Source organism: Finegoldia sp. BIOML-A2 (genome assembly GCF_009678315.1).
In the GTDB taxonomy this organism is placed as follows: Bacteria; Bacillota; Clostridia; order Tissierellales; family Peptoniphilaceae; genus Finegoldia; species Finegoldia magna.
The window spans coordinates 122,508-140,251 of sequence record NZ_WKZE01000001.1 but is presented as its reverse complement, the minus strand read 5'-3'; the positions used below and the strand labels follow the sequence as shown (position 1 = coordinate 140,251).

The following is a 17,744-nucleotide window of genomic DNA, read 5'->3' as shown; positions in this document are numbered from 1 at the left end:
ATGAAAACTAAAAACAAAATCCCATTAATAACAATTGTACTAGGTGTAATTCTAACAGTAATTTCATTTTATATGGAAAGAGTAGCTGAAACATTACCGGATTTTCCAAAATTACTGAGCCAAGTTGTATTTTTCTCATTGCCAATCACATCTTTTATTGGTGTGTACTTTTCAAATAAAACTGAAAATTTAAAAATTTAATAATAAACACATTGTTCTTGTTACCGATTACAAGTTTTATGTTTATAAAAAAGCGAGTGCAAACTCGTTTTTTTATTTGAAAAAGATACACATTTTAATTGATTTTTACATTATGTGTTATAATTAGATTATAAAAATAGAGGGGGATATTGATGGGAAAATATTTCGGAACTGACGGTATAAGAGGCGTTGCAGGCGAAGATTTAACTGTTGAATTAGCTTATAAGCTTGCGAGAGCAGCTTGTTATAAATTAAAAGATGTAGATAATAAATTAATTGTTATAGGAAAAGATACTAGAATTTCTGGGGATATGTTGGAAGCAGCTTTGATTAGTGGAATTACTAGCATGGGTTTTGATGTTTACAGATTAGGAGTAATTCCTACACCAGCTGTGGCGTATTTGACTAGATTTTACAATGCTTGTTGCGGGATAGTGATTTCTGCAAGCCACAATCCTTACGAATTTAATGGAATAAAATATTTTTCGAATGAAGGTTTCAAATTAAAAGATAGTCTTGAAGAAGAAATCGAATATTTGATTGATCATCAAGATGAAATTAACGTAAAAATTACAGGAGAAAATGTAGGTAGAGTTTATGAAGAAGAATGCGCAAAGGATACATATATCAATTATCTTTTGAGCAGGGTTGATTTGGATTTGACTGGTGTGAAGGTGAGCTTGGACTGTGGTTATGGAGCTACTTCTGAAATCGCACCAATTATTTTCAATAGATTAAATGCTGATGTGACTGTTACAAATACAGAATACGACGGAAAGAATATCAACTTCAAATGTGGCTCGACAAATCCTGAAGTTATAAGTAATTTGGTAAAAATTTCTGAATCTGATATGGGATTTTCATTTGATGGAGACGGGGATAGGTTGATTGCTTGTGATGAAACTGGTGAAATAATGGATGGAGACCACGTTATTTGTGCAGTTGGACATTTCTTAAAAGAAAACAACAAGCTTAAGAACAATGCAGTTGTAGGAACTGTTATGACTAATATCGGCCTTATCAAAAGCTTGAAAGAAGTTGGCGTGGATGTTATTAAAACACAAGTTGGGGACAGATACGTTCTTGAAGAAATGAGAAAAAATGGCTACATTATTGGTGGAGAACAATCAGGACACATTATTTTCATAGAAGATAATACTACTGGTGATGGAATATTATCGGCGATTAAATTAGCGGAAATAGCTGTGAAATCAAAACAAAAACTTTCAGAAATGAACAAATTGATGACTAGTTTCCCACAAGTTTTAGTGAACGCAAAGGTTAATAATGAATACAAAAAAGTGTACAAAGATGATGAAGTAATCAATCAAAAAATAGCTGAACTTGAGCATGAATTCAAAGATGAAGGCAGAGTTTTGATAAGACCTTCTGGAACTGAGCCTTTGATTAGAGTTATGATTGAGGGGGAAAACCAAGAATATTTAGAGAAAAAAGCTATTGAATTAAAAGATTTGATAGAAGAAAGATGTGAGCTAATATGAAAACAATAGCGATTATTTCGGCATTAGAAAGTGAACAAGAGTATTTCAGAGAACAATTTAAGCCTGTTAAAAAGGACAAGTTCAATCACTATGAAATATATGTTTCGGAATTTGAAGGCAAGAAAATTATAAATTGCGTTTGTGGAATTGGAAAAGTAAACTCAGCAGCTTTAACACAAAGAATTATCGATATGTACAATCCGGATTTGGTAATAAATTGTGGTGTGTGCGGTGGATTGGATAAGACTCTTACTTTTGATGAGGTAATTCTTGCAGATAAATTAAAATACCACGACATAAATTTGGATATTTTCAGCGACAATATCCCATACACTGATACTTTTGAAGCTGATAGTGAAACTTTGAAAAAATTAGACGAAATAATGACTCAAGAAAACCTAAAACACAGAATAGGTCTTATTGTAACAGGAGATCAGTTTATATCAACTACTGAAAAACAAGAAGAATTATTCGAAAAATATCACGCGTTGGGAACGGAAATGGAAGGCTGCTCCATTGCTCATACGTGTTATCTTAACGATGTGAAGTTTTTGGTTATAAGAAGTTTGTCCGACTTTGCAGATGACGATGCGGATGATGAATTTTACAATGATTTAGAAACAAAAACAAAGAAGGCTGCGCACAGTGTAGTTGTATTGATCAAAAATATGTAGAGAAGAGCGTAGGATGAATGAGAATTTGTCCTGCGTTTTTATTTTCTTAAAAATGGGCAAAAAAATACATCTGTACGAAACAGATGTATTTTTTCATAATATCAATAACAAAAGGAAACAAAAAAATCACAAATATAATTTGTGATTATGGTCGGGGTGAGAGGATTTGAACCCCCGGCCCCATGGTCCCAAACCACGTGCGCTACCGGACTGCGCTACACCCCGACGTTTTTATTACTTGCTTATCTCAAGTACTTTATTAGTATACGATAGATTTAGATTTATGACAAATCCGTTTATAACTAAATAAAAGGAGATAGGAGCGATTAATTTTAATAATCACACTTTATCTCCTTTTTATTAAACTTTTAAAAATTTTAACTTTTAATTTACATTTTGTTAATATTCGTAGTAATACTTGAATAATTCGTAGATATATTCGTTGTCTTTACATCCACCTAATTCCCTTACAGAGTGCATTGAAAGAATTGCGTTTCCTATATCAATAGATTGAATATCCAAATTAGAAACAGTGATAGGTCCAATTGTGGAGCCTCCTCTTTTATCTGATCTGTTTGTGAATTCTTGGCATGGAATATTTTTATCTAAGCATAATTTTTTAAATATTGAAGAGCTAACAGCATCCGAAGTGTACGCTCCGTTTGCAGCGTATTTTATAACAGGACCGTTGTTGATTAGCGGTCTGTTAGTAGGATCTGCCATTTCTGTGTAATTTGGATGCAAACTGTGTGCTTGGTCTGCGCTTATTAGATAAGAATTGTGCAATACTTCGTAGAAGTTTTTGCTGTTATCTTCGACGATTTTTTTGAAACAATCGCTAAGAAGTGTACTTCCTGCTCCTTGTTTTGTAGAAGATCCGATTTCTTCGTTATCAAAAACCATAGCTAAGGCTAATGTGTTAGTAACATTTGAATCTATCAATGATTTTATAGAATTAAATGCCATTCCCAAATTATCGATTCTTCCTACTGAATAAAATTCGTCGTTTTCTCCGACAAATTCTCCTTTTTGTCTATCGTACAAGAATAAATCAAAATCTAAAATATCTTCTGAATTTATTCCAGTATTTCTTGCCAAAATTTCTTCAAAAGAAATCTTTGAATCTTTTTCTGATAATGCTAAAAGTGGCAAAGTGTCCTTTTGTGCATTGAATTTGTATCCATTATTTACATCTCTGTTCATGTGGATTGCAACGTTAGGAATTATTAATAAATTTTTGTCTACATTGATATGTTTGATTTCAGGTTTGAAAGGATTATCTGATTTCAAAACAACTCTACCAGCTACAGACAATGGACGGTCGAACCATGTGCTTAGTATTGGTCCACCGTAAACTTCGGTATTTAAAGTCAAAAATCCGTCTTTATTTACGATAGAATTTGGTTTTATTCTAAAAGTTGGGCTGTCTGAATGAGACCCAATCAATCTGATATTATCGAAATCAGAACTTCCTTTAAAAGCGATAATTGATGAATCGTTATTTGTTACAAAATATCCTTTGCCATTTTCGATTTTCCAATTATCCTTAAATTTTAATTCAGTAAATCCATTTTCTGTTAGTGTTTTTTTAAAATTATCGATAACATGAAAAACAGATGGACTGTTATCGATAAAACTCATTAATTCTTTTGTTATGTTCATAAAATCACCTCAATAATAGTATACCCAAAAATAAAAATACTTAATAGCAAAAGTTTACAAAAAATATACTTAGTGGTATAATGAAGTTACTTCAGGGCGAGGTTGATTTCCTCACCGGCGGTTATAGTCCGCGAGCATTATGCATGAATTGGTGTAATTCCAATACCGACAGTAAAGTCTGGACGAAAGAAGTAAATGTAATAATTAACATTTAGCCCTAAATATAAGGGCTTTTTTATTTGCCCTTGAAAATCTTAGGAGGTAGGTTATGGAAACCACAAGAAAAAATTCTAGTACTCAAACTATGGTGAAAATCAGTATTTTAGGGGCGATAAGTGCATTGCTTATGATTTTTAAATTCCCTCTACCATTTGCGCCACCATTTATGACAGTGGACATAGGAGATTTGGGAGTATTAATTTCAGGATTTGCACTAGGACCTGTAGCAGGAGTGTTAACTTCTGCAGTTAAGATTTTGTTGAACTTTATAATTAACGGAACAACTACTGGTGGAGTTGGGGAATTATCTAACTTTATATTATCATCAGTATTCGTTGTTGTAGCAAGTTCAATTTACAACAAAGGAAAAAGCAAAAAATCAGCAATCACTGGATTAGTTTTTGGTGTATTGGCCTACACAGTAGTTGCTTGTATTTCTAACTATTTTGTAATTTTCCCATTGTACGGAATTAATTTGGTTGATTTTACAAAAGAGTTTGCAAAAGTAAATTCATTGGCAGGCACTCCATTGATGTTTGTGCTTTTCAGTATCGTGCCATTTAACATTGTAAAAGGGATCATCGTATCTGCAGTTACAATCGCACTTTACAAGCCAATTTCAAGATTTTTGAAAAAATAATCAATAACATACATGTAAAAATTCATAAAATATACAATGACTCATTAATCTAAAATAATGAGTCATTTTTGTTGTTGTTCAGTTGTGATATAATTTATTTGGTGATATTTATGGAATATATTTTAAATGATTTAAAAGATACTGAAAAATTTGGACAACTTTTTGCAAAAGCTTTAAAAAAACAAGATGTTATATCTTTGATTGGTGATTTGGGAGCCGGAAAAACTACTCTTACTAAATCTATTGCTAAAAGTTTTGGGATTGAAGAAAGTGTAACCAGTCCGACTTTTTCATTGGTAAATACATACTACGGTGATGTTGAATTAAATCATATTGATTTGTATAGATTAGAAGATGAGATGGAGATAGAATCATTGGATATTGATGAGTTGTTGTATCCAGAAGGAATTACTATCATTGAATGGGCAAGTCAAGCACAGTCTTATATGCCTAGAAATTTAATTGAAATTTACATTGAAAAAACTGGTGGTGTTTCCAGAAAAATTAGAATTGACGGGAACAACAAAAGAGAAAAAGAAATTATAGAGGAATTAAATGAAAATTTTAGCGATTGATACTTCAACTATGATTAGCTCTTGTTCTTTGATGGAAGATGGACTAATAGTTGGAGATTATAATATAAATCAAAAGAAAACTCACAGCGAAACTTTGGTTTTGATGATTGAGCAAATGCTTGAAAAATTAGATACAGAAATTGAAGATGTGGACGTGTTTGCGGTGTGCAAGGGACCTGGATCTTTTACTGGTCTTAGGATTGGAATGACCACTGCAAAGACTTTTGCACAAGTTTTCGATAAAAAAATCGTCGGCATATCTACCTTGGAAGCTTTGGCTAATATGATTAGCACTGACAAAATCATTATTCCTATTTTGGATGCAAGAGGTGGGAGAGTTTACTACTCGATGTTCACTAACGATTCAAAATTAGAACGTTTGATGGATGATGATTTGATTTATTTTGAAGATTTGGTTGAACAACTTGACGATGATAAGGAATATATTTTCGTGGGAGATGGAGTGTATTCTTTCTTAGATGAAATCAAATCTAAGAAGAACTTCCAACTTGCAAATTCTTCGATGAATAACTGTATTACAAGGTCTATTTGTGACTTGGCAAATAAAACTGAAACATTTGATAGCTATTACACTCTTAGTCCAGATTATGTGAGAAAATCACAAGCGCAACGAGATTACGAAAGAAGACACAGTAATGATAATTAGACAGATGGATTCCTTTGATTTGGATGATGTTGTAGAAATTGAAAGGGAAAGTTTTTCAGATGCTTGGAGCAAAATAGGATACGAAGGTTGTTTAAAAAATGAATGTAATCATTATTATGTCGGAGAAAATAACGGAGAGATTGTAGGAGTTTTTGGGTTTTCAGTAGTTGTTGATGAGGCTGAATTGCAAACAATTTCTGTAAAGAAAAGTTGCAGAAACTGTGGGATTGCAACTGAATTTATAAAATTTATGTTAGATTTTTGCAAAAAGGAAAATGTCAAAAATATTTTCTTGGAAGTTAGAGAGTCTAACTTTGAGGCTATTAATCTTTACACGAAATTTGGATTTCAAAAAAATGGCAGAATTAATGGATATTACGAAACTCCAAAAGAGGACGCATTGAGGATGATGTTGAATATGGATGATATTAAAGAAAATATAATTACACTTGCGATTGAAACGTCTTGTGATGAAACAAGTGTTGCTATTGTCAAAAATGGAAGAGAAGTAATGAGCAATGTGATTTCTTCTCAAATTGATGTACACAAAAGATATGGCGGGGTGGTTCCAGAAGTTGCGAGCCGCCTTCACTTAGAAGCAATGAACTCTATCTTGCAACAATCTTTGGACGAAGCAGGTTTATCATTGAAAGATATTGATGTAATTTGCGTTACAAAAGGTCCCGGACTTATTGGAGCACTATTAGTTGGGATTTCTTGTGCAAAATCATTGAGCTATTGTTTGAAGAAGCCTCTTGTAGGGGTAAATCACATGCAAGGCCACATTTGTGCAAACTACATTAGCCACAAAGAATTAGAACCACCATTTATTTCGTTGGTTGTATCTGGTGGCCACACTTATTTAATAGATGTTGTGGATTATCAAGATTACGAAATAATTGGCTCTACAAGAGATGACGCTTGTGGTGAAAGCTATGATAAAGTTGCACGTGCGTTGGGATTGGAATATCCAGGTGGGCCTGTTATTGACAGGCTTGCAAAACAAGGAAATCCAACAGCGATAGATTTTCCAAGAGTAATGCTTGAAAAAGACAGCTACGATTTTAGTTTTAGTGGATTGAAAACGGCTGTTCTAAATTATTTGAACAATAAAAATCAAAAAAACGAAGAAATAATAAAAGAAGATGTTGCAGCATCTTTCCAAGAAGCTGTCATAGATGTTTTGGTTGAAAAATCTTTTAGATTATTAGAAGAAAAAAATCAAAAAACTTTCGTACTAAGTGGTGGAGTAGCAGCAAATTCTAGATTAAAAGAGAGAGTTTTGGAAAAAGCAGAAGAAAAAGGAATACAAGTGTATTTTCCAGATAAAATCTTGTGCACAGATAACGCTGCAATGATTGCAACTGCGGGATACTATGATTATATCAACGGAAAACAAGATGGACTTGATTTGAAAGTTTATCCTAATTTAGAATTATAAAATGTAGCTATAAAATTAAATATTAACATTAAAAAAGGAGTTCTCACTTTAAAATGAGGACTCCATATTTTTTATTCAACTGTTACTGATTTTGCTAAGTTACGTGGTTTATCTACATCTAAGCCTTTTTTCAAAGAAGTATGATATCCCAACAATTGTTCAGGAACTACTGAAAGTATCGGATACAATAATTCTAAAGTTTTAGGAATGAAGATGATTTCTTCTGAGAAATCTTTCATATTGTCATTTCCTTCAACTGTGATTGTGAATACTTTCGCTCCTCTTGTCACAACTTCTTGAACATTTGAAATTGTCTTTTCAGCTAATTTTGATTGTGTAATAACTGATAATGCTGGAGTGTTTTGTTCTATCAAAGCGATTGAACCGTGTTTTAATTCTCCTGCAGGGAATGCTTCAGTGTGAATGTAGGAAATTTCTTTTAATTTTAAAGCTCCTTCTTTTACACTCAAGAAGTCCAATCCACGTCCGATAAAGAACATCGATTTATCTTCCTTGATAGCTTCAGCTATTTTTTCAGTTATTGATTCTGATTTTAGTGTTTCATCTATTTTTTCAGGCATTGTTTTTAATTCTTCGATGTATTTTGAATATTCAGAATCTTCAATTGTGCCTAATTTCTTTGCGAAATCCAAAGCCAACATTATCACTGTAACCAATTGTGAAATGTATGCTTTAGTACTGGCTACTGCAATTTCTGGACCTGCCAAAGTGTAGATAACCTTGTCAGCTTCTCTTGCTATTGATGAGCCAACTACGTTTGTAACTGCCAAGATTTTTGCACCTTTGTTTTTGGATTCTCTAAGAGCTGCCAATGTATCAGCAGTTTCTCCTGATTGAGAAATCAAAATCACTAGAGTGTTTTCATCGATAAATGGATCGTTGTATCTGAATTCTGATGCGATATCAGTAATTACAGGTATTTTTGCCAATTTTTCAATAGCAACTTTACCAACTTCACCTGCATGATAAGCTGTACCACATGCAACGATGTATACTTTGTTTATTTTTGATAATTCTTCTTTAGTTAATGAATTTTCTGCAAAATCTATTACGTTATTTTTTACATTAACCTCCAAAGTCTTCTTAACAACTTCTGGTTGTTCGTGAATTTCTTTTAACATAAAATGCTCATAGCCACCTTTACTTGCTTGATCAATTGTCATGTTTACAGTTTTAACTTCACGATCTACTTTTTCGAAATCTTTATCGTAAATTGTGTAATTTTTCTTATCTATTTCTACGATGTCTCCATTTTCCAAATACACGATGTCTCTTGTGTATTTTAAAACAGAAGGAATATCACTTGCTAGAATTATTCCGTCGTCACATTTTCCTAAAATCAACGGAGATTCTTTTCTTACAGCGATTAGTTTGTCTTTTTCGTATTCTGAAACAATTCCTAATGCATAAGCTCCCTTTAATCTTTTGATTGTAGATTTTACTGCTTCTAATAAATCGTCTTTATAGTACTGGCTAATCAATGCAACAACAATTTCTGTGTCTGTAGTTGATTTGAAAGTGTAGCCATTATCTTCTAATTCTTTTTTTAATTCTTTGTAATTTTCGATAATACCGTTGTGAACAACTGAGAATTTACCATCTTCACTTACTTGTGGGTGAGCGTTAATTTCATTTGGTTCACCGTGAGTTGCCCATCTAATGTGACCGATTCCGACACTTGCGTTGTTGTCGATTTCATCGATAGAATCTATTAAATTTTGCAATTTTCCTTTTCTTTTTACTGTTTCGATTTTATCTGTTACTACAGAAATACCGCTTGAATCATAACCTCTGTATTCCAGAGATTTTAATCCGTTTAATATGATTTCTACGGCTGATTTTTCGCCGTTATAACATACTATTCCGCACATATATTTACCTCCAAATTTTTTAGAGATACACTTCATTATTTTTGTTTCAAAATTGCTCTTGAACTTTGTTAAATGCTAAGGCTGTGTTACCTATAGAGCTCCCGCCGAAAAATTCGATAACTCTATCCCTCGTTAACCGTAAAGGTCTGGCGCTTTTTTGTTTTTATCTCTTGAGATATTATATCAAATATAAAATGTAGTGTAAATTTTATTAGCAAATTGCAATAATTTTGTAACAAATGAAAAAATAATAATGATTTTTACTTGACATTAATACTCTTTATCAATATAATATCAATGTAATAGATTTAAACGTTTAAATGAAGGTGATTAAATGAATTTGGCATTAGTGCCACTCAATGAAGATTTTGAAATCGTAAAAATAAAAAAAATAAAAGATGATTCACAAAAAAAATTATTGAATAATATGGGCTTTGTTGAAGGAGCAGTAGTTACGGTTGTTTCAGAAAGCTACGGAAATTTGATAGTTAAAATAAAAGGTTCAAGAGTGGCTATAGGAAAAGATATAGCTATGAGAATTATGGTAAATCATATTTAATTAAGGAGGATACATAAGTGGATAACGAAATGAATCTTAAACACGCCGAAGTAGGAAAATACTACAAAGTTGTTAAGATTTTGGGAAAAGGTCCTGTTAAAAGAAGAATAATGGATATGGGTATTACAAAAAATGTAGAAATCTATATCAGAAAAGTAGCACCATTAGGAGATCCAGTTCAAATTAATTTGAGAGGATATGAATTAAGTCTTAGAAAAGATGATGCAGAAAATATTTTAATAGAAATTATAGATAAATAATTAGGAGGACTTATGTCAATTAGAATTGCTTTAGCAGGTAACCCTAATAGTGGTAAATCTACTATGTTTAACGCGTTGACAGGATCCAATCAATATGTTGGTAACTGGCCAGGCGTTACTGTAGAAAAAAAAGAGGGAACCTTAAAAAATAACAAAGAGATTAAAATTACTGATTTACCAGGAATTTATTCTCTTTCTCCATATACTTTGGAAGAAGTTGTTAGTAGAAATTACTTAATAAATGAAAAGCCGGATGTAATTATTGATGTTGTGGATGCTTCAAATATAGAAAGAAACTTGTATCTTGCGACACAATTATCTGAAATTGGAATTCCGATGGTTTTAGCATTTAATATGATGGATGTTGTCAAGAAAAACAACGACAAATTAAATACAAGACTAATTTCTGAAAAAATTGGTGTTCCAATAGTTGAAGTTTCAGCATTGAAAAAATTAAATTTGGATGAATTAATAGAAGTTGCACAAAAACAAGTAAACACTCATCATAAATCAATTAATTCATTTAGCGATGAGATTGAAAATGTACTTGTTGAAATAGAAAATAGTGTTGAATCTATAAAAAATTCTGAATCAAAAAGATGGTTTGCAGTAAAAGCTTTGGAAAGAGATGAAAAAGCACTGCAAGTTATTGATATGACTGATGAAGAAAAATCAAAAGTTGAAGAAATTGTATCAAAAATCGAAGACGAATACGATGATGACGGTGAATCCATAATTACTGATGAAAGATATACATTTATTACTTCAGTAATTTCAAATTCTGTACAAAAAGGAAGATCGGGATTAACAACTAGCGATAAAATTGATAGGGTGGTTACGAATAGATTTTTGGCATTACCAATTTTCGTATTGATAATGATAGCCGTTTACTTTATTGCGGTAAAGGTTGTTGGTGGTCCTCCATTCCACGATTGGTGGGCAGATACTGTAATGACTGATGGTTTAGGAAATCTAGCTACAAAAGGACTAGAAGCAATAGGAACTAGCGATTGGGTAACAAGCCTTGTTGTTGATGGTATTGTTGCCGGTGTTGGTGCAGTATTGGGTTTCTTACCATTAATTGCGACGTTAGAATTATTACTTGCTATTTTGGAAGATATTGGATATATGTCCAGAATTGCATTTATTTTGGATAGAATGTTTAGAAAATTTGGATTGTCTGGAAAATCATTTATTCCGATTTTGATTGGTACTGGTTGTTCAGTTCCAGGAATTATGGCGACAAGAACGATAGAAAACGAAAACGACAGAAAAATGACTATAATTGTTGCATCATTTATGCCTTGTGGTGCCAAAACAGAAATCATAGCATTATTTGCGGCGGCAATTTTTGGTCAATGGTGGTTTGCCCCATTATTGTATTTCACAGGAATTTTAGCTGTAATAGTTAGTGGTCTTATCTTGAAAAAAACTAAGGCATTTTCTGGAGAACCTGCACCATTTGTAATGGAACTTCCAGAATATCATACACCAACTGTTTCAAATATTTTGCATGTAACTTGGGACAGAGTTAAATCGTTCATCATCAAAGCTGGTACAATAATTTTAGTTGCATCAATAGGAGTTTGGGTTTTACAAAATATTTCTGTTAAGGGAGAATTTGTTCATTTCGCTGATGATAGTACCGATACTATATTGGCGTTCATAGGGAAAATATTCGCTCCGATATTTGCTCCATTAGGATTTGGAAATTGGATGGCGACTGTTGCGTCATTCTTAGGAACTGTGGCAAAGGAAATGGTAGTGAGCGTTTACGGAATAGTATCTGGAGTTGGTGAAGACGCTGATAAAATAGCAGATTTGGTTAGAAATAATTTTACAATTGCTTCTGCAATGAGTTTCTTGATATTTAACCAATTATCAGTTCCATGTTTTGCAGCGGTTGGAGCTATAAAAGAAGAAATGAATTCTTCAAAATGGACGGCTTTTGCAATTATATATCAAATTACTTTTGCATATTTAATATCGTTTATGGTATATCAATTCCTAAATGTTTTGGTAGTAAAACAACCATTTACAATTATGACAGCAATAGCGCTTGTAGTGTTGGTTGGAATGTTGTATATGATATTAAGAAAAGATAAATTCAAAAACAATCAATCAAAAAGAGCAGTAGAATAGAGATAGAATTTTAAAGAAGGTGATTTTTTGAATATAGCTGATATAGTAGTATTATCAATAATTGTCGTAGCAATTGTGTTTGCAGTACGTCGTATGATTAAAAAAGGTGGTAGCTGCGATTGCGGTTCCACTTCTTGCCCTCATTCTAATAATTACAATAAACAATAAAAAAAGCGTGGCCTTTAGCAGAGGTCACGCTTTGTTATTGTTCTAAACTTTTTAGGTGTAATTTGTTTTATATTTTTGAATTGTTGACAAAAATATGAATCAGATTGAAACCCAACTTCCTTTGAAATCTCGCTAACGGATTTGTCGGTGTAAGTCAAAAGCAGTAGACTTTTTTCTATTCTAAAAGTAGTCAAAATATTTGGAAGATTGCTTCCCGTGTTTTGACAAATCAATGTCGACAAATAGCTTTTGGACACGTGCAAGTGATCAGACAGAATATCCAGAGAAATCTTTTGCTCACTGTTATTGTAAATATAATCCAATGCCCTTCTGATTAATGGGTTTTCACAACCCTTTGTAAATATATTTTGGTTTGTAGTGTAATATTCTACGATTTCGTGAAGTATTTCACTGGTGTTTTCGGATTCATTATTTTCTACTTTATATAATAGTTTGTTTTTTTCATTTTCACAATATTTTAAACTTTGAGAATCGTTTATATTTTTCATCTGATTCCATGAAAATATCGCTAATAACTGAATAATTGTGTTCTTTTGGGATCTAATATTAGTTTCAGAATCTTCCCAATTTTTTAGTATTTCTTCAGCTAAATCATGTGCTTTTTTGTTTGATTTTATCTGAACAGCCTTTATTAACTTTGATTCCAATTCGAACATATACAATTCCTTTCATTTTTTGAGTGTTACGAATTAATTATATAACTAATTTGCTTGAAATTGCAAGAAATGATACATTTTTGCAATTTGATTTGATTTTAATATATAATTAATGGAGAGGTAATTATGAAAAGAATTTTAATTTTGTGTATGTGTTTGTTGTTTTTATCGACAAAATCACTAGCGAATACGGATGTAGTTCTGGATAAAATAATTGAGAAAGACTGTTCCGATTTGTCAGAAAAATTGACAGAGAAAGTTTACGACAAAAACGCAAACTTAGTCATAGTAAATGAAAAAAAGGAAAGCGACATAATTTCAGCCCTAAGTTTTGCATATAAGAATAAGGCTGCGATTTTGCTTATTCAAAATGATGGAGCATATATAAAGAAAGAAAGTCCGATATTAAATGAAGCTAATAGGTTAAAAGCGAAAAATGTTTATATAATTGGCGGCCCCAAATCAGTTTCAGAAGAAATCTCTGATAATTTGAAATTGAGCGGCTTGTTGGTTACAAGAATTGATGGAAGAGATCGCGTCGAAGTGTCCAAGAATGTAATCAAAGAAAACACGAATTTGAATCCTACGGATACTTTAGTTATTAGCGATTTGTCTAATTTTAATTTTATTCAAGCGAAGATGGGCTATTATTTAAAGAATGGATACGCGATTACATTTGTGCAAGGTAAGAAATTTGAAGATTCAATTACAAAGTTTGCTATTGATAAGGGAATTTCAAATATTTTGATAGATCAACCTACATCGATTATAAGTAGTGAATACGACGAGAAGCTAAAGCAAAATGGCTTCAAGGTTACACGAAATGATTACAAATCGGTCTATGATGCAAATTATGTTCAAAACAGTGATATTAAGTATTCTAAAATTATATTTACTGAATACAAAGATATTAGAACATCTTTATTGGCATCGTATGTTAGTCTACAAAAAAATTACGTAAATATTTTAGTAAATGAAGGCAATGTAGACAAGACTACCAATAAACTTCTTACGACATCTATACAAAATGGTATATATATCGGGAAAAAAGAAGAAAATTTCGAAAAATTAGCAAATAAATTGGATTTATACTACAAAGTTGAACAAAAATAACAGTTTTTTAATCATTTTAGCTAAAAAACTTTAAAAAAAATGGTATTTAGGGTATAATATTAGCTGGAATTTCTATTTTAAGTGAAATTAATTTAAGTTTTAAATAAAAATTAGGAGGAAAGTATGAGCGCAGTGCTTGTAAGTAAAGAAAATAATCAAGCGGTATTCACATGTGAAATACCTGCAGAAGATTTCAATAACGCAATTGAGGAAAGTTATAAAAAGAATAGATCTAAATTTAGTTTAAAAGGATTTAGAAAAGGTAAAGTTCCTAGAAAAATGTTGGAAAGAGCTTATGGTGAAGGTTTATTCTACGAAGATGCTGTAAATCTATTATTACCAGGAATTTACGAAAAAGCTATCGAAGAATTAGAATTAGAACCAGTTTCACAACCAGACATCGATCTTGATGACATTACTGAAAACAATGATGTAAAAGTAAAATTCACTGTTGATTTGAAACCAGAATTCGAATTAGGTGATTATTCTAATCTTTCAGCTGAAATCGAAGAATACAAAGTAACTGATTCTGATGTTGATTTGAAAATCAATCACGAATTAGAATCAAACGCAAGAGTTCAAGAAGTTGAAGGAAGAGAAGCTAAGGAAAATGACACTGTTTCTATCAACTTTAAAGGTTTTGTAGATGATAAAGCATTTGATGGTGGGGAAGCAGAAGATTACGAATTAGTTTTAGGTTCACACACATTTATTCCAGGATTTGAAGAACAAATCGTAGGTCACAATGTTGGAGATGAATTTGACGTTAATGTTAAATTCCCAGAAGATTACCACGAAGATTCTTTAAAAGGACAAGATGCTAAGTTTGAATGCAAAATCAATTCAATCAAAGAAAAAGTATTACCTGAATTAGATGATGAATTCGTAAAAGATGTTTCTGAATTCGATACTCTTGACGAATACAAGAAAGACATCAAAGAACACTTAGAAAAAGACAACGAACAAAGACAATTAGTTGAAAAACAAAACAAATCTGTAGAAGCTTTGATTGATGCTACTGAAATTACAGTTCCAGAATCAATGATTGACAACGAAGTAAATCGTCAATTCCAAGATTTTGCAAGAAGAGTTCAACAAATGGGCTTAAATACAGATCAATACTTCCAAATCACTAACACTTCAGAAGAAGATGTTAAAAACGAATTAAGAGCTAACGCTGAATTAAAAGTTAAAGGTGATTTGGTATTAGAAAAATATATCGAAAAAGAAGCAATCGAATCAACAGAAGAAGAATTAGATGAACAATTAAAAGAATTTGCAAAAGTATATGGACAAGATGATGAAGAAAAATTCATCGAAGAATTCAAAAATAGTCCAAACGTAGAATTCTTAAAAGAAGACATCAAGAGAAAAAAAGCTTTAGAAAAATTAGTAGAAAATACTAAATTTGAAACAAAGAAAGCTGAAGAAACAAAAGAAGATAAATAATATTTCAATATATTAGAATTAATAATAGGAGGTTATTATTATGCCATCTTTAGTACCAATGGTTGTAGAACAAAGTAATAGAGGCGAAAGATCTTACGATATTTTCTCTCGACTTTTAAAAGAAAGAATTATTTTCGTCACAGGCGAAGTTAATGATCAGATGGCGGATCTTGTTATAGCTCAATTATTGTTCTTAGAAAGTGAAGATCCAAAAAAGGATATTCAATTATATATCAATTCACCAGGAGGTTCTGTAAGCGCAGGATTAGCAATTTACGATACTATGCAATACGTTAAACCAGATGTTTCAACAATCTGTGTAGGAATGGCTGCTAGTATGGGAGCAATCCTTCTAACAAGTGGTGCAAAAGGAAAAAGATATGCACTTCCAAATGCAGACACTTTAATCCATCAACCACTTGGTGGAGCACAAGGACAAGCTAGTGATATCGAAATTCACGCTAAGAATATTTTGAAGAAGAGAGAATTATTAAACAAGATATTATCTGAAAGAACTGGACAACCTCTAGAAAAAATTGAAAGAGATACAGACAGAGATTTCATACTAACAGCAGAAGAAGCAAAAGAGTATGGATTGATAGACGAAGTTATATATACTTCTAAATAAGGAAATATTTATGCCAAAGAATGAAAATCAATATAAATGTTCTTTTTGCGGTAAATCACAAGATGAAGTCAGAAAATTAATTGCTGGACCTGGAGTATTTATTTGCGATGAATGTGTTTCATTATGTAACAGCATAATAGAAGAAGAATTCAAAGATATAGATAATACCCAAGAAAGAATTGATTTGCCTAAGCCAATCGAAATCAAGGATGTGCTTGATGATTATGTAATCAAACAAGAAGAAGGCAAGAAAGCCTTGGCTGTTGCAGTATATAATCATTACAAAAGAATTAATTCTAATCTAATGAATAATGATGTAGAATTACAAAAATCAAATATTTTATTGGTGGGTCCAACTGGAAGCGGAAAAACACTTTTAGCTGAAACTTTAGCCAAGATATTGGATGTTCCTTTTGCTATAGCCGATGCAACTAGCCTTACAGAAGCTGGATATGTCGGAGAAGATGTAGAAAATGTAATTTTGAAGCTTATTCAAGCGGCGGATTACGATATAGAAAAAGCAGAACAAGGAATCATCTACATTGACGAAATCGACAAGATTACTAGAAAAAGCGAAAATCCTTCCATCACTAGAGATGTTAGCGGTGAAGGTGTACAACAAGCTTTGTTAAAAATAGTGGAAGGTACAATTTGTAATGTACCGCCACAAGGTGGAAGAAAGCATCCTAATCAAGAATATATTCAAGTTGATACAAAAAATATTTTATTCATTGTCGGTGGAGCTTTTGACGGCTTAGAAAAAATAATCGAAAAAAGAACAGAAACAAAATCAATAGGTTTTGGGGCAGATTTGGGAGAAAATGAACATAAGAGAATTTCTGAATTGTTCAAAGATATTAGGCCAGAAGATTTGATTAAATTTGGTTTAATTCCTGAATTTGTAGGAAGAATTCCAGTTTTAGTTACACTTGATGAACTAGATGAACAAGCTTTAATTAAAATACTTTTGGAACCTAAAAATGCAGTTATCAAACAATATCAAGAATTATTCAAAATGGATGATGTTGAGTTGGAATTTGATGAAGAAGCATTGAAAGCTATCGCCAAGTTAGCTTACGATAGAAAAACAGGTGCCAGAGGTTTGAGAACAATAATAGAAAAATCTTTGATGAATATTATGTTTGAGCTACCATCAAGACAAGACATTTCCAAAGTAATTTTGACAAAAGAAAGTGTACTAGAAGGAAAAGACCCAAAACTTGTTTTCAAAACAAATAATAAATAACACAAATAGCTCACTTTAGGTGAGCTATT

At 31.9% G+C, this 17,744-nt stretch carries 18 protein-coding genes, 1 tRNA gene, 1 pseudogene and 1 riboswitch; of the genes and pseudogenes, 16 read left to right on the top strand and 4 right to left on the bottom strand.

Going from position 1 to position 17,744, the window contains the following annotated elements; all coding sequences use genetic code 11:
- From GKF99_RS00625 to GKF99_RS00615, 3 genes are all read left to right on the top strand, one after another.
- Complete coding sequence (locus GKF99_RS00625) at positions 1-201, top strand: hypothetical protein (RefSeq protein ID WP_154272318.1); 201 nt, start codon at positions 1-3, stop codon at positions 199-201.
- A gap of 152 nt (positions 202-353) precedes the next feature.
- Positions 354-1,703, top strand: coding sequence for a phosphoglucosamine mutase (gene glmM / locus GKF99_RS00620; RefSeq protein ID WP_154272316.1), 1,350 nt, complete (start codon positions 354-356; stop codon positions 1,701-1,703).
- A complete protein-coding gene (locus GKF99_RS00615) occupies positions 1,700-2,377 on the top strand; it encodes a 5'-methylthioadenosine/adenosylhomocysteine nucleosidase (RefSeq protein WP_154272314.1) in 678 nt (225 codons plus the stop codon). Before glmM ends, GKF99_RS00615 begins: the two co-directional genes overlap by 4 nt.
- Before the next feature lie 148 nt (positions 2,378-2,525).
- Here the strand turns inward: GKF99_RS00615 and GKF99_RS00610 are convergent.
- Positions 2,526-2,602, bottom strand: a tRNA-Pro gene (locus GKF99_RS00610).
- A gap of 174 nt (positions 2,603-2,776) precedes the next feature.
- The gene (locus GKF99_RS00605) at positions 2,777-4,039 is read right to left on the bottom strand and encodes a M18 family aminopeptidase (protein ID WP_154272312.1); all 1,263 of its coding nucleotides are present in this window, start codon (positions 4,037-4,039) and stop codon (positions 2,777-2,779) included.
- A gap of 83 nt (positions 4,040-4,122) precedes the next feature.
- A riboswitch (FMN riboswitch) is annotated at positions 4,123-4,237 on the top strand.
- A 70-nt stretch (positions 4,238-4,307) separates the two neighbouring features.
- On the opposite strand from GKF99_RS00605, the gene GKF99_RS00600 reads away from it, so the two are divergent.
- From GKF99_RS00600 to tsaD, 5 genes and pseudogenes are all read left to right on the top strand, one after another.
- Positions 4,308-4,898, top strand: coding sequence for an ECF transporter S component (locus tag GKF99_RS00600; protein ID WP_094203992.1), 591 nt, complete (start codon positions 4,308-4,310; stop codon positions 4,896-4,898).
- 110 nt (positions 4,899-5,008) lie between these two features.
- Entirely contained in the window at positions 5,009-5,473 is a 465-nt protein-coding gene (gene tsaE, locus GKF99_RS00595; protein WP_154272310.1) for a tRNA (adenosine(37)-N6)-threonylcarbamoyltransferase complex ATPase subunit type 1 TsaE, read from the top strand.
- Entirely contained in the window at positions 5,454-6,140 is a 687-nt protein-coding gene (gene tsaB, locus GKF99_RS00590) for a tRNA (adenosine(37)-N6)-threonylcarbamoyltransferase complex dimerization subunit type 1 TsaB (RefSeq protein ID WP_154272308.1), read from the top strand. Before tsaE ends, tsaB begins: the two co-directional genes overlap by 20 nt.
- Positions 6,130-6,537, top strand: a pseudogene (gene rimI / locus GKF99_RS08660) (ribosomal protein S18-alanine N-acetyltransferase); the annotation flags it as partial. The gene tsaB and the pseudogene rimI, both read left to right, overlap by 11 nt.
- Before the next feature lie 21 nt (positions 6,538-6,558).
- Positions 6,559-7,581, top strand: a complete 1,023-nt coding sequence (tsaD, locus tag GKF99_RS00585) for a tRNA (adenosine(37)-N6)-threonylcarbamoyltransferase complex transferase subunit TsaD (protein ID WP_241673556.1) — start codon at positions 6,559-6,561, stop codon at positions 7,579-7,581.
- Between the two features lie 71 nt (positions 7,582-7,652).
- On the opposite strand, the gene glmS is transcribed toward tsaD, so the two are convergent.
- On the bottom strand, positions 7,653-9,473 hold the full coding sequence (glmS, locus tag GKF99_RS00580; RefSeq protein ID WP_110057805.1) for a glutamine--fructose-6-phosphate transaminase (isomerizing): 1,821 nt from the start codon (positions 9,471-9,473) through the stop codon (positions 7,653-7,655).
- 334 nt (positions 9,474-9,807) lie between these two features.
- On the opposite strand from glmS, the gene GKF99_RS00575 reads away from it, so the two are divergent.
- Genes GKF99_RS00575 through GKF99_RS00560 form a run of 4 tightly spaced genes read left to right on the top strand, consistent with a single transcriptional unit; the run spans position 9,808 to position 12,602 of the window.
- Positions 9,808-10,032 carry a FeoA family protein gene (locus tag GKF99_RS00575; protein ID WP_002835135.1) on the top strand — a complete coding sequence of 75 codons (225 nt, stop codon included), beginning with the start codon at positions 9,808-9,810 and terminating at the stop codon, positions 10,030-10,032.
- 29 nt (positions 10,033-10,061) lie between these two features.
- A complete protein-coding gene (locus GKF99_RS00570) occupies positions 10,062-10,292 on the top strand; it encodes a ferrous iron transport protein A (protein WP_154272555.1) in 231 nt (76 codons plus the stop codon).
- A gap of 12 nt (positions 10,293-10,304) precedes the next feature.
- Positions 10,305-12,434, top strand: a complete 2,130-nt coding sequence (gene feoB, locus GKF99_RS00565; protein WP_154272305.1) for a ferrous iron transport protein B — start codon at positions 10,305-10,307, stop codon at positions 12,432-12,434.
- A 27-nt stretch (positions 12,435-12,461) separates the two neighbouring features.
- Positions 12,462-12,602 (top strand): FeoB-associated Cys-rich membrane protein, encoded by a 141-nt coding sequence (locus tag GKF99_RS00560; RefSeq protein ID WP_002835131.1) that lies wholly within the window; start codon positions 12,462-12,464, stop codon positions 12,600-12,602.
- A 14-nt stretch (positions 12,603-12,616) separates the two neighbouring features.
- Here GKF99_RS00560 and GKF99_RS00555 read toward each other — a convergent pair whose 3' ends face one another.
- Positions 12,617-13,279, bottom strand: a complete 663-nt coding sequence (locus tag GKF99_RS00555) for an AraC family transcriptional regulator (RefSeq protein WP_094224981.1) — start codon at positions 13,277-13,279, stop codon at positions 12,617-12,619.
- Between the two features lie 126 nt (positions 13,280-13,405).
- Here GKF99_RS00555 and GKF99_RS00550 point away from each other — a divergent pair, with 126 nt between their 5' ends.
- From GKF99_RS00550 to clpX, 4 genes are all read left to right on the top strand, one after another.
- Positions 13,406-14,392 (top strand): cell wall-binding repeat-containing protein, encoded by a 987-nt coding sequence (locus tag GKF99_RS00550; protein WP_154253685.1) that lies wholly within the window; start codon positions 13,406-13,408, stop codon positions 14,390-14,392.
- Between the two features lie 123 nt (positions 14,393-14,515).
- Positions 14,516-15,841, top strand: coding sequence for a trigger factor (gene tig, locus GKF99_RS00545; protein ID WP_094203982.1), 1,326 nt, complete (start codon positions 14,516-14,518; stop codon positions 15,839-15,841).
- Positions 15,842-15,881: 40 nt separating this feature from the next.
- Positions 15,882-16,469: an ATP-dependent Clp endopeptidase proteolytic subunit ClpP gene (gene clpP, locus GKF99_RS00540; protein ID WP_002835127.1), complete on the top strand. Its 588-nt coding sequence runs from the start codon at positions 15,882-15,884 to the stop codon at positions 16,467-16,469.
- A gap of 10 nt (positions 16,470-16,479) precedes the next feature.
- On the top strand, positions 16,480-17,715 hold the full coding sequence (clpX, locus tag GKF99_RS00535; protein WP_094224977.1) for an ATP-dependent Clp protease ATP-binding subunit ClpX: 1,236 nt from the start codon (positions 16,480-16,482) through the stop codon (positions 17,713-17,715).
- Positions 17,716-17,744: the final 29 nt, after the last annotated feature.